At 57.1% G+C, this 20,882-nt stretch carries 22 protein-coding genes; 9 read left to right on the top strand and 13 right to left on the bottom strand.

What is annotated here, in order from left to right; all coding sequences use genetic code 11:
* Positions 1-387: 387 nt before the first annotated feature.
* The 5 genes from purB to AC2FPW_RS14030 all read left to right on the top strand — a co-directional run bounded on the left by purB (position 388) and on the right by AC2FPW_RS14030 (position 4,826).
* Complete coding sequence (gene purB / locus AC2FPW_RS14050) at positions 388-1,692, top strand: adenylosuccinate lyase (RefSeq protein ID WP_480584903.1); 1,305 nt, start codon at positions 388-390, stop codon at positions 1,690-1,692.
* A 122-nt stretch (positions 1,693-1,814) separates the two neighbouring features.
* Positions 1,815-1,967: a hypothetical protein gene (locus AC2FPW_RS14045; protein WP_480504699.1), complete on the top strand. Its 153-nt coding sequence runs from the start codon at positions 1,815-1,817 to the stop codon at positions 1,965-1,967.
* Positions 1,968-2,069: 102 nt separating this feature from the next.
* Entirely contained in the window at positions 2,070-2,612 is a 543-nt protein-coding gene (locus AC2FPW_RS14040) for a tetratricopeptide repeat protein (protein WP_496814196.1), read from the top strand.
* Between the two features lie 69 nt (positions 2,613-2,681).
* Positions 2,682-3,782 (top strand): flagellar motor switch protein FliG, encoded by a 1,101-nt coding sequence (locus AC2FPW_RS14035; RefSeq protein ID WP_496814194.1) that lies wholly within the window; start codon positions 2,682-2,684, stop codon positions 3,780-3,782.
* Between the two features lie 120 nt (positions 3,783-3,902).
* Positions 3,903-4,826 (top strand): lysophospholipid acyltransferase family protein, encoded by a 924-nt coding sequence (locus tag AC2FPW_RS14030; protein ID WP_480584910.1) that lies wholly within the window; start codon positions 3,903-3,905, stop codon positions 4,824-4,826.
* On the opposite strand, the gene AC2FPW_RS14025 is transcribed toward AC2FPW_RS14030, so the two are convergent.
* Positions 4,827-5,528, bottom strand: coding sequence for a DUF1223 domain-containing protein (locus AC2FPW_RS14025; RefSeq protein ID WP_496814192.1), 702 nt, complete (start codon positions 5,526-5,528; stop codon positions 4,827-4,829).
* Positions 5,529-5,754: 226 nt separating this feature from the next.
* On the opposite strand from AC2FPW_RS14025, the gene acnA reads away from it, so the two are divergent.
* Entirely contained in the window at positions 5,755-8,445 is a 2,691-nt protein-coding gene (gene acnA / locus AC2FPW_RS14020) for an aconitate hydratase AcnA (RefSeq protein ID WP_496814190.1), read from the top strand.
* Between the two features lie 126 nt (positions 8,446-8,571).
* Positions 8,572-8,856 (top strand): putative quinol monooxygenase, encoded by a 285-nt coding sequence (locus AC2FPW_RS14015; protein WP_480772868.1) that lies wholly within the window; start codon positions 8,572-8,574, stop codon positions 8,854-8,856.
* An 18-nt stretch (positions 8,857-8,874) separates the two neighbouring features.
* Here the strand turns inward: AC2FPW_RS14015 and AC2FPW_RS14010 are convergent, their stop codons facing one another.
* From AC2FPW_RS14010 to yajC, 10 genes are all read right to left on the bottom strand, one after another.
* Positions 8,875-9,411 carry a DsbE family thiol:disulfide interchange protein gene (locus tag AC2FPW_RS14010; RefSeq protein WP_496814188.1) on the bottom strand — a complete coding sequence of 179 codons (537 nt, stop codon included), beginning with the start codon at positions 9,409-9,411 and terminating at the stop codon, positions 8,875-8,877.
* Positions 9,404-9,562 carry a heme exporter protein CcmD gene (gene ccmD / locus AC2FPW_RS14005; RefSeq protein ID WP_480480344.1) on the bottom strand — a complete coding sequence of 53 codons (159 nt, stop codon included), beginning with the start codon at positions 9,560-9,562 and terminating at the stop codon, positions 9,404-9,406. The genes AC2FPW_RS14010 and ccmD overlap by 8 nt, the downstream gene beginning before the upstream one ends.
* A complete protein-coding gene (locus AC2FPW_RS14000; protein ID WP_267366837.1) occupies positions 9,559-10,332 on the bottom strand; it encodes a heme ABC transporter permease in 774 nt (257 codons plus the stop codon). The genes ccmD and AC2FPW_RS14000 overlap by 4 nt, the downstream gene beginning before the upstream one ends.
* A 61-nt stretch (positions 10,333-10,393) precedes the next feature.
* Positions 10,394-11,050 (bottom strand): heme exporter protein CcmB, encoded by a 657-nt coding sequence (gene ccmB, locus AC2FPW_RS13995; RefSeq protein ID WP_267366838.1) that lies wholly within the window; start codon positions 11,048-11,050, stop codon positions 10,394-10,396.
* Positions 11,047-11,661 (bottom strand): heme ABC exporter ATP-binding protein CcmA, encoded by a 615-nt coding sequence (gene ccmA, locus AC2FPW_RS13990; protein WP_480480340.1) that lies wholly within the window; start codon positions 11,659-11,661, stop codon positions 11,047-11,049. The genes ccmB and ccmA overlap by 4 nt, the downstream gene beginning before the upstream one ends.
* A gap of 144 nt (positions 11,662-11,805) precedes the next feature.
* On the bottom strand, positions 11,806-12,159 hold the full coding sequence (locus AC2FPW_RS13985; RefSeq protein ID WP_480480338.1) for an Mth938-like domain-containing protein: 354 nt from the start codon (positions 12,157-12,159) through the stop codon (positions 11,806-11,808).
* A gap of 12 nt (positions 12,160-12,171) precedes the next feature.
* The gene (locus AC2FPW_RS13980; RefSeq protein WP_496814186.1) at positions 12,172-12,924 is read right to left on the bottom strand and encodes a sulfite exporter TauE/SafE family protein; all 753 of its coding nucleotides are present in this window, start codon (positions 12,922-12,924) and stop codon (positions 12,172-12,174) included.
* Complete coding sequence (secF, locus tag AC2FPW_RS13975; protein ID WP_496814185.1) at positions 12,917-13,891, bottom strand: protein translocase subunit SecF; 975 nt, start codon at positions 13,889-13,891, stop codon at positions 12,917-12,919. Before secF ends, AC2FPW_RS13980 begins: the two co-directional genes overlap by 8 nt.
* Position 13,892: 1 nt before the next feature.
* The gene (secD, locus tag AC2FPW_RS13970; protein ID WP_496814183.1) at positions 13,893-15,554 is read right to left on the bottom strand and encodes a protein translocase subunit SecD; all 1,662 of its coding nucleotides are present in this window, start codon (positions 15,552-15,554) and stop codon (positions 13,893-13,895) included.
* 33 nt (positions 15,555-15,587) lie between these two features.
* Complete coding sequence (yajC, locus tag AC2FPW_RS13965; protein WP_209503494.1) at positions 15,588-15,875, bottom strand: preprotein translocase subunit YajC; 288 nt, start codon at positions 15,873-15,875, stop codon at positions 15,588-15,590.
* 201 nt (positions 15,876-16,076) lie between these two features.
* Between yajC and AC2FPW_RS13960 the strand changes: the two genes are divergently transcribed.
* Both AC2FPW_RS13960 and serS read left to right on the top strand, forming a co-directional pair.
* The gene (locus AC2FPW_RS13960; RefSeq protein WP_496814181.1) at positions 16,077-17,741 is read left to right on the top strand and encodes a mechanosensitive ion channel family protein; all 1,665 of its coding nucleotides are present in this window, start codon (positions 16,077-16,079) and stop codon (positions 17,739-17,741) included.
* Positions 17,742-17,813: 72 nt separating this feature from the next.
* Positions 17,814-19,106, top strand: coding sequence for a serine--tRNA ligase (gene serS / locus AC2FPW_RS13955; RefSeq protein WP_496814179.1), 1,293 nt, complete (start codon positions 17,814-17,816; stop codon positions 19,104-19,106).
* A 58-nt stretch (positions 19,107-19,164) separates the two neighbouring features.
* Here the strand turns inward: serS and AC2FPW_RS13950 are convergent, their stop codons facing one another.
* Positions 19,165-19,731: a helix-hairpin-helix domain-containing protein gene (locus tag AC2FPW_RS13950; protein WP_496814178.1), complete on the bottom strand. Its 567-nt coding sequence runs from the start codon at positions 19,729-19,731 to the stop codon at positions 19,165-19,167.
* A gap of 92 nt (positions 19,732-19,823) precedes the next feature.
* Positions 19,824-20,807, bottom strand: a complete 984-nt coding sequence (locus AC2FPW_RS13945) for a fatty acid desaturase (RefSeq protein ID WP_496814176.1) — start codon at positions 20,805-20,807, stop codon at positions 19,824-19,826.
* Positions 20,808-20,882 lie beyond the last annotated feature (75 nt).

Genomic DNA, 20,882 nt, shown 5'->3' with positions numbered 1-20,882 from the left:
AGGGCAAGTATAGAACATGATAAAAATCGCATATCTCAATAACCTGGTTATTTCCTTCCGATCAGATTGAACTGTCAAAGCGCTGTTTGTCCAGCATCGCTTGGCAGCAAGGGCAAGACGGGTATCCACCCCAACTGGCGGCATGATCCGGTGAGACCTAGTTGCAGGCCCAAAACTTGCCTTATTGCGGAACCCTGCCCGTCACTGCCTTGCCATATCCTTTGCAGGACAGTTTTCCGAACCCGTCTGCTGCTGAAAAGCCCGAACAAACAGCAAGAATCAGGGCAAACCGTCTCATATACGCTCTCGCATCTTGTTCCCTACCCCGCACGCGGCTAAACCCCGCGCCAACGCCTCATCCAATCTGCAAAAAAGGTGCCGTCGCCTATGATTCCCCGTTATTCCCGCCCCGACATGGTTGCCATCTGGTCGCCCGAGACCAAGTTCCGCATCTGGTACGAGATCGAGGCGCACGCGTGCGACGCCATGGCGGATCTGGGCGTGATCCCGCGTGAAAATGCCGAAGCCGTCTGGAAAGCCAAGGATGTGGAATTCGATGTCGCCCGCATTGACGAGATCGAGGCCGTCACCAAGCATGACGTTATCGCCTTCCTGACCCATCTTGCAGAGCATGTCGGCAGTGAAGAGGCGCGTTTTGTGCATCAGGGCATGACCAGCTCGGACGTGCTGGACACCTGTTTCAACGTACAGCTGACCCGCGCCGCCGACATCCTGATTGGCGACCTTGAAGGGCTTCTGGCCGCGCTCAAGCGCCGCGCGATGGAACATAAGAACACGGTTCGTATCGGACGTAGCCACGGCATCCACGCCGAACCGACAACCATGGGTCTGACCTTTGCCCGCTTCTACGCCGAGATGGACCGCAACCTGTCCCGGATGCGCGATGCACGTGCAGAAATCGCCACCGGAGCGATCAGCGGCGCGGTTGGTACCTTTGCCAATATCGACCCGCAAGTCGAGGAACATGTATGTGACAAGCTGGGTCTGGTGCCTGAGCCGATCAGCACGCAGGTCATTCCGCGTGACCGCCACGCGGCCTTTTTTGCAACGCTGGGCGTCATCGCCAGCAGCATCGAGAACATCGCCATCGAAATCCGCCACATGCAGCGGACCGAGGTACTGGAGGGGGCTGAGTTCTTCTCGATGGGCCAGAAAGGCTCTTCGGCGATGCCGCACAAGAAAAACCCGGTGCTGACTGAGAACCTTACCGGTCTGGCGCGCATGGTCCGCGCGGCCGTAATACCGGCGATGGAGAATGTCGCGCTCTGGCACGAACGCGACATCTCGCATTCATCTGTCGAGCGCATGATCGGTCCGGATGCCACAATCACGCTGGATTTTGCCTTGGCCCGCCTGACAGGTGTGGTCGACAAAATGCTGATCTTCCCGGAAAACATGCTGGAAAACATGAACAAGTTCCCAGGCCTTGTTATGAGCCAGCGGGTTCTGCTGGCCCTGACCCAGGCAGGTGTCAGCCGTGAGGACGCCTATGCCATGGTACAGCGCAACGCGTTGAAGGTTTGGGAACACCGCACCGACTTCAAGGAGGAACTGTTGGCGGATGCTGATGTAACTGCCGCACTCAGCCCTGCGGAGATCGAAGAGAAATTCGACCTCGGGTATCACACCAAGCATGTCGATACGATCTTTGCGCGCGTATTTGGGGAATAACGGATATTTTTTCAGTCTGTTAGCCGGGGGTGCTCTGCCACATGCAGGGCACCCCTTGCTTTTTGCCAGATCAACAGAAATGCGGTATCCTGCATGTGCTTTTTCCATACGAGGGAAACATCATGATCCGAACACTCCTAAGCGCATTGGCACTGGTTCTTGTGGCCTCGGTCGGGCTTGCCTGCGAAGAGCATTCCAAACAGACCCAATCCTGCGCACCCGGTACGGCCTGGGATACTGAAACAAAAAGCTGCGCGAAATCTGTCAACAGCTGACAATTTTTGTCCAGTTCGTGAATAAAAGCGACCGTTCCACTGTTAGCTTTTTTGTAGATCACACTATGATTTCAATAAGAGCCCCGAGAACGGAGTAAAGAAATGCGCCTTTTGTTAGCTTCTGCCCTTGCCTTGCAAGCCTTTGCCTTCGCGCCAGCTGTCCATGCCGCAGGCGGTGACAGCAGCAGCCCGCCGAAACCTACGAATACGACCAAGAAATGCCTGTTCGGCCGTGTATATGATGAAACCCGTGGAAAATGCGTCAAACCCGACAAGACTAACCTGACCGATGATCAGCTGTATAATGCGGTCCGCGAACTGGCTTATGACGGGCAATACGGGCACGCTCAGGACATTCTGCGCATCATGGATCAGGAGGACGATCGTGTCCTGACCTATTGGGGTTTCACCTATCGCAAAATGGGCGAGCTGGAACTGGCAAATGTCTTTTATCAAAACGCGATCAATGCCAACCCAGACAATCTATTGGCGCGCAGCTACATGGCGCAGGGGTTTGTGTCCGAAGGCCGAACCGATCTGGCGATCGAGCAATGGCGTGAAATAAAGGCCCGCGGCGGCGAAGGCACATGGGCCGAGGCGTCGCTGCGCGAAGCGATCCGAACGGGCCTGACATACAGCTATTGAGGTTCAGGGTTATTTAACCCGACTCTCTCTAATCTGCCTGTGGTTCGAAAACTTTGGCTCCACAGGCAGATGCAGAACACCAACGCATTAATTCAAACGGTTCAAGGGGCTTCGGCCCCGTTTTCCGCAGAGGGTAGCGACAACCCGCGCCTTGTTCCCCGATCTTTGACCAGCCGTCAGAAGGCAGCTGTCGTCGTGCGCCTGTTGTTGAACGAAGGTGCCGATCTTCCGTTGGAGGAACTTCCCGATGACCTGCAAGAAAAACTGACACACCAATTGGGGGAAATGGGCCTTGTGGACCGGGTGACTCTGGGTGCTGTGGCACAGGAATTCAGCGAAGCCCTGGACAATGTCGGTCTGGCCTTTCCACATGGGCTTGCCGGAGCCTTGGATGCCGTCAGCGGAAAGATCACGCCCGCAACAGCGGCGCGTTTGCGCAAAGTTGCCGGAGTTCGCCAGATCGGTGATCCCTGGCAAAGGTTGCGCGACATTCCGGCCCAGGACCTTGCGGCCATGGCACAGGCGGAAAGCACTGAAGTGGCCGCTGTGATGCTTTCAAAAATGGATACGGCACAGGCGGCGCAGATGCTGGGCCACATGCCGGGTCCGGTGGCGCGGCGGATCACCTACGCAATCTCGAAAACAGCAAATGTCACGCCCGAAGCGGTTGAGCGGATCGGCTGGTCACTGGCTGCTCAGCTGGATCAGCGGCCTGTTCAGGCCTTCAATGACGGTCCGGGCGCGCGTGTGGGTGCGATTCTGAACCAGTCTGCGTCCGCCACGCGCGACGACCTGCTGAACGCGCTGGATGAGGACGACGCCGATTTTGCCGATCTGGTGCGCCGCTCGATCTTTACCTTCGCCCATATCTCCAGCCGGATTTCGCCCCGTGATGTTCCAGCCATCTTGAGGGAAGTCGATCAGCCTGTTCTGGTCGCGGCCCTTGCTGGTGCCGCCGCGGATGATGACAAGGCATCTGTCGAGTTTCTGCTGTCGAATATCTCCTCCCGCATGGCAGAAAACCTGCGCGAGGAAATCGCGGAACGCGGGCGGGTCAAGCAATCTGAGGCCGAAGATGCCATGACCCAGATCGTTGGGGCGGTTCGTACCTTGTCTGACGCCGGAACAATTACGCTGATTGAAAAGGAAGACGACGAAAGCACGGGTTGAGGCAGGAACAGGCGCACCCGCCAGATCGTTAGGGCAGCCATTTCGCCAGAGTGCTTGAGGTTACGGGTACCGGGTTGTATGTCTGAGGCAACATTTCGCAACACGCGGTGAGACACCTCCATGCCCGTCGAAAAGTCGGAGCTCAGCCGGTTTGAGCTTGGAAAATACTATGTCGCCAATCTGTTCCTGCAGGGAATCATCGGCGCTATGCGCCTGCTTCCTTATGAAAGGCGCATAGCAACCATGGGTGCAATCATGAAAACCCTTGCACCCGTCGTTGGATTTCGCACCCGTGTCCGCCGGAATCTAAAGCTCACCTGCCCTGAATTGTCTGACGCCGAGATCACAAAGATCTATCGTGACGTGTCGGATAATGCCGGTCGGGCAATTATGGAGCATTTTTCACCCGAAGGTTTCATCGAACGTCAGGTGAACGCCAAGATATCCGGGCCGGGTATTGCTGCGTTTGATGCAGCGATTGCCGAAGGGCGCCCGGTGATGATGATCACTGCGCATTTCGGTCACTATCTGGCCGCTCGTGTTGCCCTGCAGAAACACAGCGGCAAGCCGATTGGATGCCTCTACCGGCGGATGGCCAATCCCTATTTCAACGACGCCTATGTCGAAGCTTTTTACAAAACCGGCGCGCCGATGTTTGAACAGGGGCGGCGTGGTATGGTCGAAATGGTCCGGTCACTCAAGAACGGTGGAATCATTGCCATCGTGTCCGACCTGCATGCGCTGGGGGGCGAAGAGCTGACATTCTTTGGCAAGCCTGCCGTGACATCCGTGCTGAACGCAGAGCTGGCCATCAAGTACAAGGCCGTACTGATACCGTGCTATGCCGTGCGCCAGCCTAATGGCATCGACTTTGAAATCATCCTGCATGATCCCGTTCCGCACACGGACCCAAAGACGATGACTCAGTTCACCAATGACGATCTGGAACAGATCGTGCGGCAACATATGGGACAGTGGTTCTGGATCCATCGGCGTTGGAAAAGCTGGAACGGGCTTGGTGTTCAACCGGACGACATGCCCTGATCACTTGGCCCAAGACGCGGCAACTATTGGCCCGTGACCGGCCCTTTGCACAAGCACGACGGCTGGCAAGCCTGGTTCAAGCTGCGCCGAGTATGTCTGCGGCGTTTGCCCATCCCACCGGCCCGCAATCTGCCAGGTCTCGACAACATTGGCATAATCCAATTCTCGCCCGGCTAGTTCACCACGGCGGATCGAGGCATGGCGCAGAGGCGAATACTGAACGATACGCACGTCATAGGTCTCACCTTCGGGCAATTCTACAGGCGTCACATTCACGGTCACTTCGTCAGCGTCTCGGGTTGCTGTCACCGCTGCCTCGGGGGCGGCCTTTAGATGCGCATCAATCAGACGGTCGAGCTCCTGAGCCTGAGCGCCGACAATATCGTGCTGACCATTAATGATCATCTGGGGCGTATAGATCATGGATTTTCCGTTTTCGCGGGCATAAGCCCGTTGCCGGAGCGTGTGATCAGGATCGGCATATTCGTCCTTCCAGCCGATGTAATCCCAATAGTCGACATGCAGCGCCAGCCCGATGACATCGTCGCGTTTCGCCAGCTCATGCATAATCCGGTCCGCCGGCGGGCAAGACGAACACCCCTGTGAGGTGAACAGCTCAACCACCACAGGATCCTCACCGGCCATGGACTGGGTGGCGAGCAGGCAGGATATCAGAGCGGTCAAAGCAGCGGGTCTGAACATAAAAACTCTCGGATAAAGCGGGTGTTCTCTGGGATAGCCGTTTTGCCCTTCAACCGCCAATCAACGTTTCTTGAGGGCGGTACTTGCAATTCTCCGCTCATATGTGTGCAATGGTATACAAAAATGCAAATCCAGTGTCATTGAACCTTGAACCAGCGGCTTGGGTGATGCAGATAACATTCAGCGATGCCCGAAATCCAAGTCATTTGAGAAGGGAGGCCACCCGATGCCCATTAAAGTCGGACAGGATACCGCCAAGACACGCCGCAGCCTGAACGTGAATGGCAAATCCATTTCCTACTATTCGATCCCCGCCGCACAGCAGGCCGGTTTGGGTGATTTTTCCAACCTTCCTGCCGCGTTGAAAGTCGTGCTGGAAAACATGCTCCGATTTGAAGACAGCGGCTTTTCGGTCTCGGTCGATGACATCAAAGCATTTGCCGAATGGGGTGCCAATGGCGGCAAGAACCCGCGCGAGATTGCGTACCGCCCTGCCCGTGTGCTGATGCAGGACTTCACCGGTGTTCCTGCGGTGGTCGATCTGGCCGCCATGCGCGACGGAATCAAAGGCCTGGGCGGCGACGCACAGAAGATCAACCCGCTGAACCCGGTCGATCTGGTTATCGACCACTCGGTCATGATCGACGAGTTCGGGAACCCGCGTGCGTTCCAGATGAACGTCGACCGCGAATACGAGCGCAACATGGAACGCTATCAGTTCCTGAAATGGGGTCAGAACGCGTTCAATAATTTCCGCGTTGTGCCTCCCGGCACCGGTATCTGTCATCAGGTGAACCTGGAATATCTGGCACAGACTGTCTGGACTGACACCGATCAGAACGGCGAAGAAGTTGCCTATCCCGACACACTGGTTGGCACTGACAGCCACACCACCATGGTCAACGGCATGGCCGTTCTGGGGTGGGGCGTTGGCGGGATCGAGGCCGAAGCCGCAATGCTGGGTCAGCCGATCTCGATGCTGATCCCCGAGGTGATTGGTTTTGAGTTAACCGGCTCGATGGTCGAAGGCACCACCGGTACGGACCTTGTTCTGAAGGTTGTCGAAATGCTGCGCGCCAAGGGCGTGGTGGGCAAATTCGTCGAATTCTATGGCGAAGGGCTGGACCGCCTGCCGCTGGCTGACCGTGCAACCATCGCCAATATGGCGCCGGAATACGGCGCGACATGCGGCTTCTTCCCGATCGACGGCGAAACCCTGCGCTACATGCGCAACACCGGCCGCGAAGAGCACCGCATCGCGCTAGTCGAAGCCTATGCCAAGGAAAACGGGTTCTGGAGAGGCCCGGAATATGCGCCGATCTACACTGACACCCTATCACTGGACATGGGCACAATCGTTCCTGCAATTTCAGGCCCGAAACGCCCGCAGGACTACGTCGCGCTGATCGATGCCAAGGCCGCTTTCACCAAGGAAATGAAAGAGACTTTCAAGCGCCCCATGGGCAAGGAAGTCGCCGTCAAGGGCGAAGACTACACCATGGAGTCGGGCAAGGTTGTAATTGCTTCGATCACCTCCTGCACCAACACATCGAACCCTTACGTGATGATCGGTGCAGGCCTTGTGGCTCGCAAAGCCGCAGCTCTGGGTCTGAACCGCAAACCTTGGGTTAAAACCTCGCTGGCACCCGGTTCGCAGGTTGTATCTGCTTATCTTGAGGCCGCTGGACTGCAAGAAGATCTGGACAAGGTCGGTTTCAACCTTGTTGGGTACGGCTGCACCACCTGCATCGGCAACTCGGGCCCGATCCAGAAAGAAATCTCGGAAGCCATTGCCGAGGGCGATCTGGTCGCCACGTCGGTTCTGTCCGGCAACCGGAACTTCGAAGGCCGTATCTCACCGGATGTCCGCGCAAACTACTTGGCTTCGCCGCCGTTGGTTGTTGTCTATGCGCTGGCAGGTACGCTCGACATCGATCTGACGTCCGAGCCCATCGGTCAGGACAAGGATGGCAACGACGTCTTCATGAAGGACATCTGGCCAACCCAAAGCGAAATCGCGGAACTGGTCGAAGCAACCGTAACCCGCGAAGCGTTCCAGTCGAAATATGCGGAAGTCTTCAAGGGGGATGAGAAATGGCAAAGCGTCGAGGTTCCGCAACAGGAAACCTATGACTGGCCGCCAACATCGACGTACATCCAGAACCCGCCCTATTTCCAGGGTATGGGAGCGGAACCGGGCACGATCTCGAACATCGAAGGCGCCAAAGTTCTGGCCATTCTGGGCGACATGGTGACCACCGACCACATCTCACCTGCGGGATCATTTGCAACAACGACGCCGGCGGGCAAATACCTGACCGACCGTCAGGTTCAGCCGCGCGAGTTCAACTCGTATGGCTCGCGGCGGGGCAATCACGAAGTCATGATGCGCGGCACCTTCGCCAATATCCGCATCAAGAACGAGATGTTGGACGGAGTTGAAGGCGGATACACCAAAGGTCCGGATGGCGAACAGACGTCGATCTACGATGCCTCGATGGCCTATCAGGCCAATGGCACCCCGCTGGTCGTGTTCGGCGGCGAACAATACGGCGCGGGCTCAAGCCGCGACTGGGCGGCCAAGGGCACGGCGCTGCTGGGCGTCAAGGCCGTAATCGCCGAGAGCTTTGAGCGTATCCACCGGTCCAATCTGGTTGGCATGGGCGTGATCCCGTTCGAATTCACCGGTGGAGATACCCGCAAAACTCTGGGTCTGAAGGGGGACGAAACCGTCTCAATTCACGGGCTGGATACGGTCGAGCCGTTGCAGGACGTGCCCTGCACCATCACCTACGCAGATGGGGCTGAGACGACCATCCAGTTGAAATGCCGGATCGATACCGCGCCTGAGATCGAATACATCGAAAACGGCGGTGTGCTTCAATACGTGCTGAGGAATCTGGCGAAGGCCAACTAAGCCTAACCGGTCTGGACAAATGACAGGGGCGCCTGCGGGGCGCCCTTTCCTTTTCTGTATTTCAGTATCCCGTTCACGCATTTTTAAGTGGATTCCTTGACCCTGCTACAAAAACCGGAGACGCGTATGCAGGAAGTCGTCATTGTCAAATCCACGCCCCTGCCGGGGAAATTCGCGGCGCTTGCCAAACTGATCGGGGATCTGGTTGCCGAAACCCGAAAATTCCCCGGATGTCGTGCCGCTTATCTTCTGCTCTCGCCCGCAAACAACGAACAAGTCGTTGTTCACATCTGGGAAAACCCCGACGCGCTTGAAGCCTACCTGAACTGGCGTGCCGACAAAGGCGATTTTCTGCGAATCAACGATTTTCTTGAGGTCGAGCAGGATTTCCAAACCTACCAGCTCGCCTGAACCAGAGGTTGAAAGACCCTACTCTGCCGCTTTCTCAAGCGCAGGCCGGATGGTGCTTTCGATGACACGTTGCGTGATCGGGCCTGCAAAGCGCAGAATGATAGTTCCATCACCGTCGATCACGTAGGTCTCGGGAACACCGTACAAACCCCAATCAATCGCCATGCGGCCCTGTTCGTCGCGGCCCATGGCGACGTAAGGATCGCCAAGATCAGCCAGAAAAGCCTCGGCACTGCTCAGCTTGTCTTTGTAGTTGATGCCATAAACAGGGATGCCTTCAACTGCCAGCGCTTCGAGATTGGGGTGCTCGACGCGGCATGGGGCGCACCAGCTGGCCCAATAGTTGACCAGCTTGACCTCTCCGTCCCGCAGCGTTTCGTCGTCGAAAAGGGTCTTTCCCGGAAACTCGGTTAGAACCACGGGCGGCGCCGGTTGGCCTTCACGGGCCGAGGGCAAAGCGTTGGGATCTTCGCGAAACATGCCGATGCCTGCGAGAACCGCGAATGCGCCAAATATCAGAGGTGGCGCAATCATCAGGGGCGAGATTTTAGCCATTGCGCGACATCCTCTGTTCGACCTTTTCCATTTCCGCACGCACCTTGCGCCCGCGCATCACGCTGAACGCAACCAGTACCACGATAAGGGCAATGGAAACGGCATAAGACGACAAAACAGCGTCTGCATATTTTCCAAGATCGGGGATCATCCGCCCACCCTTTCCCGTGCCTGTAACGCCTTAATACGACGGGCGCGAATTTCCGTTCCGGTGCGGTACAACACCAAGGCGATGAACAGCAGAACAAATCCGATGATGCAGGCCAGCAGAGGGTAGAAAAAGACATTGCTGACTTTCTCTTCCGTATCCGCCCCGGTAACGGCCCCGGCCCGCATGACCGATGCGCCCTGATGCAGGCCCTGATTCCAGAAATTCACCGCATACCGGCTGAGGATCGCAAAGACCGACCCAACAAGACACAGAACCGAGGTCAGATCGGCCGCGGTATCCGGATCTTCGATAGCTTCCCACAAGGCGACATAGCCAAGGTAGAACAGAAACAGGATCAGGAACGATGTCAGGCGCGGATCCCAGGCCCACCATGTGCCCCACATGGGCTGTCCCCAGATGGCCCCCGTCAGCAGCGCAATCAGGGTCATTACAATCCCGATCGGTGCAGCAGCCCGTGCCGCAAGCGCGCTGACATGGTGGCGACGCACCAGCCAGACCAATGAGGTGGCCAGCATCATCAGCCAGCAATTGATCGCCATCAGGGCCGCCGGAACATGCAGATAGATGATCTTGACCGTCGACCCCTGCTTGTAGTCGTCCGGTGTAAAGAAAAAGCCCCAGGTCAGACCGACAACGATGCAGAGGATCGAGACGATCCAGAAAAACGGCAGGACCCGTTCGCTGGTTTCAAGAAACTTGCGCGGGTTGGCATATTCCCAGAGGGCGTTGGCTTTGGCTGCGATTGACATGGGCCCTATCTAGTCCGAGTTGGGGTGGTTCTCAATTGACATCCATCAAACTTGTCGCGGTTCACCGCAGATTGATACGTAGCACGGCAGCGCTGGCAAAGGGCAACAATGCGATGGTTGCCGCCGTGATCCCGGCCAGCATCAGCAGTGGCGTCTGCACTTCCATCCCTGTTGCTCCACGCCGGGCAACTTCGGCCCCGAAAATCAGGGTGGGGACGTAAAGCGGCAACACCAGAAGCGACAGCAATAGCCCGCCACGTTTCAGACCAACGGTGAGCGCAGCACCAAATGTCCCGATGACGCTCATGGCCGGGGTACCGATCAGGAGCGAGATCACCAGCCAGAAAAACCCCGGCATCGGCAGGTTCAAAAGAACACCCAGAAACGGCGCGGCCAGAACCAGCGGCAGACCAGTGGTCAGCCAGTGGGCCAGCGCCTTGACTGTGACAACCGATTCAAGCGGCAGCGGTGCCGTGGCCAGCAGATCGAGCGAGCCGTCTTCCCAGTCCAGTGCCAGCAGGCGGTCAAGCGACAGAAGGCAGGCCAGCAAGGCCCCCAGCCAGAGCACACCGGGCGCAATCGTGGACAGCAGCGAGGATTGCGGCCCCACCGCAAATGGCACCATCACAGTCACGATCAGGAAAAAGGCCAGACCCAGCCCAAACCCGCCGCCTGCGCGGAAAGCCAGTTTCAGGTCGCGCAGCAACAGGGCGATCACAGGAAACCTCCGTCGAAATCGTCGATGGGTTTGGGTTTGGCCTTGTTAGGACCGACGTCCAGAACCTCGCCATCAAGGCCAAGGTCGATATGGGTGGCGATCAGGGCTGACCCGCCCTGCCCCAGATGTGCCCCCACCGCATCGGCAAACATTTGCACCGCGTTCCTGTCCAGCGAGACGGTCGGCTCGTCCAGCATCCAGATTGGCCGCCCTGTGACCAGCATCCGCGCCAGCCCCAACCGCCGTTTCTGGCCCGCCGACAGATTGCCGGCGTGACGGTCGGCGAGTTCGTTCAACTCAAAAGCGTCCAGCGCCGGCTGGATGTCATATGTACCAAAGACCGCTGCCCAGAATGTCAGGTTTTCAGTCACCGACAATGTCGGTTTGAGCCCGTCCGAATGGGACGCGTAGGCGATCCGGTCCTCGGCCCCTTCGATCTTGCCTTCCAGCGGAGGCTGCAAGCCAGCCAACGTGCGCAGAAGCGTCGTTTTGCCGATCCCGTTTGGGCCCCGCAGGATCAGAGCCTTGCCCGGCGACAGCTGAAAGCTGAGGCCCTCTAGGACGGGAACACCGCCACGTGTGATCGACAGATCTGTTACAGTCAAAGTCATGGGACCCGCTTAGCGGATTGTCCGCAGGGGCAAAAGGCGAGATTTGCCGCAGGATGCCAGCGCACCACAGCTGACACATGTCGGAGTGAGGGGCCAGCCCCTCACACTCCCCGGGATATTTTTGGCCAGATGAAGAGAATCCCGTCAGACAGGGATCAGGGCAAGTGCGATGCGGCGACCTTCGGCGAGCAGCACATTGTAGGTGCGGCAGGCGGCGGGGGAGTTCATGATTTCAACACCAAGTCCGACATTTTCCAGCTCAACCCGTAGCGATTGGGGGATGTGGGCCATGTCTGCGCCCGTGCCGATAAGCAGGACGTCGATTCTGCCCGCCAGGTCCAGAAGGGGGTGTCGGTCGTCATAGCCGCCCCACTCTGCCGGGCCTGCCGGGCCTGTCAGGACAGCGCCGTGGAAGACATCGCCACCAATTCGAAAAAAACCGGGGCCATAACCGTCTATGGGTTTGGCATCTGTAAAAGTAATCTGATTCAGACGCATGATGTCCCTTCTTCAATCCAGAAGCGGCAGTCCGGAAATGACCGCAATCAGGATGACCGAATAGGCCGCGAGGCGGTAGATCCGTTCCAGTTTCGGGTCGAACAATGCCTTGCCGATAAGCGTAGTGATCAGATAAGGCACGCACAGCAGCAGGACAATCCATAGGATCGACAAATCTGCGGCACCGCTGATGAGGATGTTGAAAACGATGACAACGTCCAGCAATGCCAGAAAAATGATGGTATTGGCACGAATCTTGCGTACGTCGGTGGAACTGGCCAGATAAAACACGATGACAACCGGACCGGTCAGCCCGGTCATGCCGCCGACAACGCCTGCGCTGCCGCCGATGGCGAGACGTCCGGGCAGTCCCAGTTTACCCTCCCACCGCCAGCCGGTAACCACGGCCAGCAGGGTCAGACCGGTAATGCTGCAAACAACCCAGCGCAGCGCAACCGAGTCCACCTGCACCATGATCCACAGCCCCAGCGGAACGGTTATCGTTGCGGCAAAGCCCAGAGTGCTGATTTCGACCTTGTCACAATCCCGCCACGCCTGCGGAGCCAAGGCAAAGGTTGATGCAATACCGGTGGCGGCCATCAGAAAGACCACATCCGCTATTGGAAGGAACTGGGTCGCCACCGGCACAAAGATCATCGCGGTGCCAAAACCTGTGAAGCCGCGGACAAGTCCCGCGGCTCCGATGGTAAGGATCAGCCAAGTGAGGCCCGGTAGAGCCAAGGCCTGTTGTAGAGCCTCAGGCATCAATATTGGCAAACTGGTTGCCCGCCGTATTCGACGGTTTGGACCAGTCGCGCTTGACCCCCAGCCAAAGCAGGATGGTCGAAGCCACGAAGACCGACGAATAGGTCCCGACAACGACACCCCAGATCATCGCGAAGACAAATCCGCGGATGACGTCCCCACCCAGCAGATAAAGCGAGATCAGCGCCAGTAAAGTTGTGACCGAGGTCATCACCGTTCGGCTCAGGGTTTCGTTGATCGATACGTTCAGAACCTCTTTCAGGTCCTTCTTTTTGTATTTCCGCAGATTCTCGCGCACCCGGTCGAAGACGACAACCGTGTCGTTCAGCGAATAGCCGACGATGGTCAGCAGCGCCGCGATGATCGCCAGATCGAAGCGGATTTGCAGTTCCGAGAAGATGCCGATGGTCAGGATCACATCGTGCACCAATGCGGCAACTGCCCCCAGTGCAAACTGCCATTCAAAGCGCAGCCAGATGTAGACAAGAACGGCACCGATGGCCAAGACAACCGCGATGACAGCTGTCTGGATCAGCTCGCCCGACACTTTTGGGCCAACGGATTCGACACTTTCAAAGGGCAGTTTTAGTCCGGGGTCTGCGGCAGCCAGCGCTTCGCCGACCTGGGTAATCACGTCTGCAGTGACCGCTTCGGCGTCTTCCTGAGCCTGAATACGGATCATCGCGACATTTTCATCGGGACCGAAGCTTGGATCAAAAATCTCGGTGATGGTGACGTCACCCAGTTGCAACGGAGACAAAGCATCGCGATAAACACCCACGTCGATTGCTTGCGTGCTTTGGGTCCGGATCGTGGTGCCGCCCCGGAAGTCGATCCCGAAATTCAGCCCCTGCAGCAGAAATGAGGTGAACGCGATCACCATCATCAGACCGGAAATTCCAAGCCAGATTTTCCAGCGACTGAAAAAATCGAACGAGGTGTTCTGGGGTACGAGTTTCAGTCTCATGTCAAACCTCGATCGTTTTCGGTCGGCGGCGTTCGAACCACATGACAACCATCAGGCGCGTCACGAAGATCGCGGTGAAGACGGATGTCAGGATACCCAGGCCCAGAGTGATCGCGAACCCGCGCACAGGGCCGCTGCCCATGGCAAACAGGATAACGGCGGTGATGAAAGTGGTTATGTTGGCGTCCAGAATGGCCGACAACGCCTTTTCATAGCCCAGATCGATGGCGCGGGCCGGACCTCTGGCGGATTTCAGTTCTTCGCGGATACGTTCAAAGATCAGCACGTTGGCATCCACTGCCATACCGACCGTCAGAACGATCCCCGCAATCCCCGGCAGTGTCAGGGTTGCGCCGATCAGGGACAGCAAGCCGAACAACAAGCCCACGTTGATGATCAGCGCGATATTGGCGAAGACACCGAACAGGCCATAGCTGAGCGCCATGAAGGTCAGTACGGCAACAAAGGCCACGATTGTGGCAACTTTGCCTGCGTCGATACTGTCCTGCCCCAGTTCGGGGCCGATGGTGCGTTCTTCCAGGAATTCTAGCCCTGCAGGCAAAGCACCGGCACGCAGCAGGACGGCCAGATTGGTGCTTTCCTCGACGGTGAAGTTACCGGTGATGATGCCCGACCCGCCCGGGATATGGCTTTGGATCACGGGGGCCGAGATCACTTCGTCATCCAGCACGATGGCAAAGGGTGCGCCGATGTTGTCACGGGTATAATCCCCAAACTTGCGCGCACCGGATGTGTTGAACCGGAAGTTGACCGCAGGGCGGCCGTTCTGATCGAAGGACGGCTGGGCGTCGACCAGTTCCTCTCCTGTCACGACCGGAGCGGATTCGATGTTGTAATAAACTTCGTTTTCGTCAATCGACGGCACGATTTTTTCACCGACGCCTGCGACGGCATCCGGATCGGTTCCGCGCCCGACAACCGGATTAAACGTCAACTGTGCCGTTGTTCCGATGATTTCCTTAAGTTCGCCCGCACTGCCGATACCCGGCACCTGAATCAGGATACGATCCGTCCCCTGACGCTGGATTGTGGGCTCTCGCGTACCGACTTCGTCGATCCGGCGGCGGATGATTTCCAGCGCCTGACGCACCGTGCGATCATCCGAGGCCAGTTTTTCTGCCTCGGACAGTTGAACAACAATCGTGTCGCCATCCGCGCGGGCTTCGATATCTGTGGCACCTACACCTGTCAGGGTCTGCACCTGCCGGGCCAGACCGCGAACAACCTCCAACGCCTGTGGCATTCCTTCGGGCTGGCTGATGCGCACGCGAATCTCATCCGCGGCCGAGTCCTGACGGCGGATGGTTCCCACCGTGGCACGTTCATCGCGCAGCGCGTCGCGGATTTCCGGCCACATCGCCTCCATCCGGGATTCGTAGACGTCCTGCACCTGAACTTCAGCCAGCAGATGCGCACCGCCGCGCAGGTCGAGGCCAAGATTGACCAGGGATGACGGCAGCCAGTTCGGCCATTGCGCGGCTTCAGCCTGCTTCTGCGGCGTGTCATTGCCCAGCTCGATCGCAGCCTTGGCGTCGTTGGATTGCTCGACCCGCGTGTAAAACGCGTTTGGCAGGGCCATGAGCAGACCGGTCACGCAGACCAGCCAGATCAGAACCCGCTTCCAGGTATCAAATTGCAGCATTACCCTGCCTTTTCAAGGAATTGTCGCGCGAAGTTACTTCGCCGGCTCGGTCTTGTTCAGAACCTGGGCGATAGTCGATTTGACCACGCGAATCTTGACGCCCTCAGCGATTTCGACCTCGATCTCGTTATCGCCTTCCTTGACCTTCGATACCTTGCCGATCACGCCCCCTTGAGTGATCACCTGATCACCCCGACGCACGGCATCGACCATGGCCTGATGTTCCTTCATCTTCTTTTGCTGCGGGCGGATCAGCAGGAAATACATGATCGCGAAGATCAGGATCAGCGGGAGAAACTGGGCGATTGCGCCACCATCCATGGGACATTCCTTTGTTCTAGTCTTGCGGCACAGTTCCGCAAATTTGGGCGGAACCTATGCTTTGAAATGTCGGTTTGCAAGCAAAGGCGGTCATGTAACCCACCTGAATATTGGCATGTCCCGGCAACCACGGGCAAAGCGTTGCAGATATGCCCTAGGAACATAACCGAAACCGGGTATAGTTTGTCCGAAGGGGGACACATGACACGGCCGCTCAAGCCTTTCCTTTCGTTGCTTTATTTACTGACTGCCCTGTCGGTGACCGTGTGGCTTTCCGGTGCGGCCCTGTCGCAGGAAGCACCCGCGGAATCCCCCCTGACCGAGACGGCGGAACCAGACACGTTCATGGCCCCGGTCATCGTGGACGGGGACGTTCTGTTTCAGGTGCGAGGATCAAGCGCCCTGCCTGCTCCGGAGCGCGCCGAGGGCGTACAGGACAAGATCATTGCGGTTGCGGAAGCGTCGGAAGCACCTTTGGTCGAGATCACCTATGAAGAGACCCAGTTTGGCATCTGGATTCTGGCCGATGATCAAAGAATCTCGATCGTTACCAAGGCTGACGCTGAACTGGATCAGATGGAACTAAGTGTTCTGAGCGTTTTGCATGGCAATGCGATCAAACAGTCCATCGAGGCGTACCGAGCCAACCGAACCGACCAAGCGCGTGTTTCCGGTGCCATAGAAGCGGCCGCCTGGACGTTGGGATTTGTCCTGTTTGTTGTCACTATCCTGTGGCTGCACCGTCGGATCAGGCGTCGCACATTGAAGCTGGTAAAACGCTACTTAAAGGATGTCGAAACGGCGACGGCCAAAAGCGTTCAGGCCGAAGCAATTGCGGCCCTTATCCGCTATGGTCTGAACTTCGTGCTGCTGGTTATCTTCTTTCTCGGCTTCTACTATTACCTGTCCTTTGTACTTTTGGCTTTTGCGGAAACCAGATACTTCGCACAGCTTCTGCTGACTTATCTGACAGAGCCCGTGCTGCTGATTTTCCGGGGCATCCTCAGCTATATCCCCAATCTGATCATGCTGGGCCTGATCACATGGGTCACGCTGTATATCATCAAAGGTCTGCGCGTGTTCTTTGATGCGGTCGAAGCCGGTTCATTCGAAATAGGCGATTTCGAAAAACACTGGGTCAACCCGACGTTCAACATTGCCCGTGTCGCCGTCATTCTGATCGCGCTGGTTTTTGCGGTTCCCTATATTCCGGGCTCAGATTCTGCCGCGTTCCAGGGATTGACCATTCTGGTCGGCGCCATGCTGTCTTTGGGCGCGAATTCGGTCGTGTCCAATATGCTGGCCGGGCTGTTTGTGATTTACCGCAGGTCTACCTCGATCGGCGACCGCATACAGATCGGAGACCATATCGGCGATGTCGTTCAGATCAAACTGATGGAGACCCATCTTAAGTCGATCAAGAACGAGCTGATTTCAATCCCCAATGCACAGTTGATGAATTCAGATGTCGTGAACTTTTCGAAGAAAACTGATGGTAACGGGCTGTTGCTGCACACGACCGTTGGCATCGGCTACGAAGAACCCCCTGAAAAGGTTGAGGCGATGCTGATTGAGGCCGCCAACCGCACCAAAGGTATCAAGGCCAATCCTGAACCTTTTGTGTTGTGGACCGCGTTGGCCGATTACGCGATCAACTATCAGATCAACGGCTATAGCACCCGCGGCAGCATCATTCCCAAAATCCGCTCGGACCTGCATCGAAACATTGTTGCGGTATTTAACGAAAACAATGTGCAGATCATGACGCCTTCTTATGTGGCTGACCCGCCTGAGCCTAAAATACCGGCCGGGGCATGGGAGGGCCATCTGGCGCATGAAACCCACGAAGACGCTGATAAGTCGTAACCGGTGCTACACCCTGCCCCGCAGATGGTGCATAAGCGGGTTCAGTGATTCACGCATTCAAGGATCTGAGACATGCACGACATCCGCGCCATTCGCGAAAACCCTGCCGCTTTCGACGCCGCCCTAGCGCGCCGTGGGGACGCGCCGGTGTCGTCAGATCTGCTGAGGCTGGACGAAAGCCGGCGTTCCAAGATTCTGGCTGCCGAAACCGCACAGGCCGAACAAAACAAGGCCAGCAAGGAAGTCGGTGCAGCCAAAGGGCGCGGCGACGAGGCTGAATTCGAACGCCTGCGCGCGCTGGTCGCCGAGAAAAAGGCCGAAGTCGCCCGGATGCAGACCGAGGCCAAGGATCTGGATGCCTTGCTTACCGATCAACTGGCCCGCATCGCCAACCTGCCCGCCGATGACGTGCCGCAAGGCGCGGACGAAAACGACAATGTCGAAGTCAACCGCTGGGGCACCCCGCGCGATTTTAGCTTTGCACCGAGAGAGCACTACGACATTCCCGCCGTCGCAGCCGCAATGGATTTCGAAACCGCCGCCAAAACCAGCGGCAGCCGGTTTGTGAACCTGTCCAAGGGGGTTGCCCGGCTCCACCGTGCGCTGGCCCAGTTCATGTTGGACACACATATCGACAAGAACGGTCTGACAGAAATGCAGACACCGGTTCTGGTTCGGGATGAGGCGATGTATGGCACTGATAAACTGCCTAAATTCGGTGACGACAGCTATCAGACGACCAATGGCTGGTGGCTGATCCCGACCTCCGAGGTCACGCTGACCTATTCAGTGGCCGGTGACATTCTTGAAGAGTCTGCCCTGCCCATCCGTATGACCGCCCATACCGTCTGTTTCAGGTCCGAGGCCGGAAGTGCGGGCAAGGACACCGCGGGGATGCTGCGCCAGCACCAGTTCGAAAAGGTCGAGATGGTCTCGATCACCCATCCCGACGCGTCAGACGATGAGCAAAAGCGCATGTTGCGCTGCGCCGAGGATCTGCTGGAACAGCTGGGTATCCCCTATCGCACTGTTGTTTTGTGCACCGGTGATATGGGCTTTGGCGCGCGCCGCACCTATGACATCGAAGCGTGGCTGCCCGGACAGGACACCTATCGCGAGATCAGCTCGGTCTCGACCACAGGTGCGTTTCAGGCGCGTCGGATGAATGCCCGGTTCAGGCCTGAAAGTGGTGGCAAACCCGAATTTGTTCATACTCTGAACGGTTCCGGTCTGGCTGTCGGGCGTTGTCTGATCGCAGTTCTGGAGAATGGGCAGAATGAAGATGGCACTGTTTCGCTGCCCGAGGTACTTGGCCCCTATCTGGGCGGCAAGCTGACCCTGCAACTTGACGGTACTTTGGCCTGACACACAAAACCGGCACCGTCAGGCACCGGTTAGGACATCAACTGAAGGCGAAGAGGTTTTATTTCTTCGCTTTTTTCTTGTCCTTCTTCTTTCCGCCTTTCTTGCCGTCTTTCTTTTTTCCGTCCTTTTTTGACTTTTTGTCCTTTTTGGACTTGGCTTTCACCTTGTCCTTGGCCTTGGAAAAGGCGGCTTCCATCTCTTTGCGCTTCTTCGCGGCTTTTTCGGCCTTAGCCTTGGCTTTGACCTTTTTCTTTTCAGCAGCCTCGGCTTTTTCGGCGGCTGCTTTTTCTTCTGCTGCCTTGCGTGCGGCTTCCTCGACCCGTTTCTCGGCTGCGGCTGCGGCGATTGTTTTGCGGGGTGCGGCTTTGCGTGCGGTCGGTCTGCGCGCCGCCGGAGTCCGGGCCGCAGTTCGGCGTGTTGCCGGTTTCGCAGCCGCCGGTTTTGCAGCAACGGCATCTTTGGCAGATGCAATCAAAACCAACGCGCGCGCCTCACCGATCCGAGGGACCTTGACCAAATCAGCAGGAGTGGCCTTGGCTATCGCCTCGGCCGTCTTGAAGCCATTGGCAACAAGGGCCTGGCCAAGCGCCTCTCCTACACCTTTTATGTCGGTCACAGCGGTCATTATAGGTCCTCTCTCTGTCTCGTTACCGGCTCGTATATACAAAAGATACACGAGCCCGCAAGCTGTGTGGTGGTCGCCCCTGTTCTGCCAGCTTAGTTATGGGCAAGACCAGCGGCTCGGTTGTCTCTCGGAAAGGGTACGAGGCGCTTAGCATCTTCGTCCCATAGCTTCAGGTTCAATGCTGCCACGGCCTCGGGAAATTTGATCCGGCGGGGGGTATATTCCGGCGGCAGGTTATAGTGGCAGGCACGCAGGCGATATGATGGGATACGCGCGTTGAAATGGTGGATGTCATGCAACGTGATGCAAGCCACAGCCATATCGAACCACCATCCGAAATCCAGCGCGGATGACCCCTCAAGCGCTGCTGTCTGAGGATTCAGGTCAGGGCGGCGATCCCAATAGGTATCTTCGAAGTTGTGCTGAAGATAAACGAGGAAGACGCCCAGCATTCCACCCAAAAAGGAAAACACCAGCCAGACCCAAATGCCCGTCATACCCGCGATCAGATACAACAATCCAAGAAAAACAACAATCGACAGGTTGTGCAACACCACACCTTTGGCGCCAAAACGCGCCGTATTCTTGGGCCAGCGGTATCGGATGAAGTAGGTGAACAACGCGCCGACCGGAACCAGGATGAACGGATTGCGATACAGCCGGTAAAACAAACGTGTTTTCCAATCAGCTGCATTCCACTCTCGCAGGGTCATCGTGTGAATTTCACCTGTCTCGCGGTGCTCAAGATTTCCGATGCCCGCATGGTGCAGATTGTGGTTCTGTTTCATCACCTCGAACGGGGCGAAAGTGAAGGGAGACAGACCATGCCCTGCCCATTCGTTTTGCATACGTGTCTCGAACAGAGAGTGGTGCCCGCAATCATGTTGCAGCACATAAAGCCGTACTGCGGCAAAGGCGAACACGATCCCGGCGGGTATCATGATGTACCATCGATCAACAAAGGTGATCGCAACGGTCAGCGACGCGAAATACACCGCAAATGTGCCAAAATAACTTGCCGCGGCCAATCTGTTGTCCTGCACCGCGTAATGTCTTGTATATTCCCTCAAATCCATCCAGCCGTCTCCTTACGATGGCCGTTCAGTTTTCTGTTCAAATCTAGGTGCGGCTAATCCGCGTGCAAGCAGTGC

The sequence above is a fragment of the Ruegeria sp. SATB027 genome, from assembly GCF_059613825.1.
The sequence above is the reverse complement of the archived record's forward strand: the minus strand, read 5'-3'. Positions and strand labels throughout refer to the sequence as shown.

What these genes read in the sequence shown, in the direction of transcription:
- purB (WP_480584903.1), top strand. Translation starts at nt 388, where the DNA reads ATGATTCCCCGTTATTCCCGCCCCGACATGGTTGCCATCTGGTCGCCC.
- AC2FPW_RS14045 (WP_480504699.1), top strand. Translation starts at nt 1,815, where the DNA reads ATGATCCGAACACTCCTAAGCGCATTGGCACTGGTTCTTGTGGCCTCG.
- AC2FPW_RS14040 (WP_496814196.1), top strand. Translation starts at nt 2,070, where the DNA reads ATGCGCCTTTTGTTAGCTTCTGCCCTTGCCTTGCAAGCCTTTGCCTTC.
- AC2FPW_RS14035 (WP_496814194.1), top strand. Translation starts at nt 2,682, where the DNA reads ATGCAGAACACCAACGCATTAATTCAAACGGTTCAAGGGGCTTCGGCC.
- AC2FPW_RS14030 (WP_480584910.1), top strand. Translation starts at nt 3,903, where the DNA reads ATGCCCGTCGAAAAGTCGGAGCTCAGCCGGTTTGAGCTTGGAAAATAC.
- AC2FPW_RS14025 (WP_496814192.1), bottom strand. Translation starts at nt 5,528, where the DNA reads ATGTTCAGACCCGCTGCTTTGACCGCTCTGATATCCTGCCTGCTCGCC.
- acnA (WP_496814190.1), top strand. Translation starts at nt 5,755, where the DNA reads ATGCCCATTAAAGTCGGACAGGATACCGCCAAGACACGCCGCAGCCTG.
- AC2FPW_RS14015 (WP_480772868.1), top strand. Translation starts at nt 8,572, where the DNA reads ATGCAGGAAGTCGTCATTGTCAAATCCACGCCCCTGCCGGGGAAATTC.
- AC2FPW_RS14010 (WP_496814188.1), bottom strand. Translation starts at nt 9,411, where the DNA reads ATGGCTAAAATCTCGCCCCTGATGATTGCGCCACCTCTGATATTTGGC.
- ccmD (WP_480480344.1), bottom strand. Translation starts at nt 9,562, where the DNA reads ATGATCCCCGATCTTGGAAAATATGCAGACGCTGTTTTGTCGTCTTAT.
- AC2FPW_RS14000 (WP_267366837.1), bottom strand. Translation starts at nt 10,332, where the DNA reads ATGTCAATCGCAGCCAAAGCCAACGCCCTCTGGGAATATGCCAACCCG.
- ccmA (WP_480480340.1), bottom strand. Translation starts at nt 11,661, where the DNA reads ATGACTTTGACTGTAACAGATCTGTCGATCACACGTGGCGGTGTTCCC.
- AC2FPW_RS13985 (WP_480480338.1), bottom strand. Translation starts at nt 12,159, where the DNA reads ATGCGTCTGAATCAGATTACTTTTACAGATGCCAAACCCATAGACGGT.
- AC2FPW_RS13980 (WP_496814186.1), bottom strand. Translation starts at nt 12,924, where the DNA reads ATGCCTGAGGCTCTACAACAGGCCTTGGCTCTACCGGGCCTCACTTGG.
- secF (WP_496814185.1), bottom strand. Translation starts at nt 13,891, where the DNA reads ATGAGACTGAAACTCGTACCCCAGAACACCTCGTTCGATTTTTTCAGT.
- secD (WP_496814183.1), bottom strand. Translation starts at nt 15,554, where the DNA reads ATGCTGCAATTTGATACCTGGAAGCGGGTTCTGATCTGGCTGGTCTGC.
- yajC (WP_209503494.1), bottom strand. Translation starts at nt 15,875, where the DNA reads ATGGATGGTGGCGCAATCGCCCAGTTTCTCCCGCTGATCCTGATCTTC.
- AC2FPW_RS13960 (WP_496814181.1), top strand. Translation starts at nt 16,077, where the DNA reads ATGACACGGCCGCTCAAGCCTTTCCTTTCGTTGCTTTATTTACTGACT.
- serS (WP_496814179.1), top strand. Translation starts at nt 17,814, where the DNA reads ATGCACGACATCCGCGCCATTCGCGAAAACCCTGCCGCTTTCGACGCC.
- AC2FPW_RS13950 (WP_496814178.1), bottom strand. Translation starts at nt 19,731, where the DNA reads ATGACCGCTGTGACCGACATAAAAGGTGTAGGAGAGGCGCTTGGCCAG.
- AC2FPW_RS13945 (WP_496814176.1), bottom strand. Translation starts at nt 20,807, where the DNA reads ATGGATTTGAGGGAATATACAAGACATTACGCGGTGCAGGACAACAGA.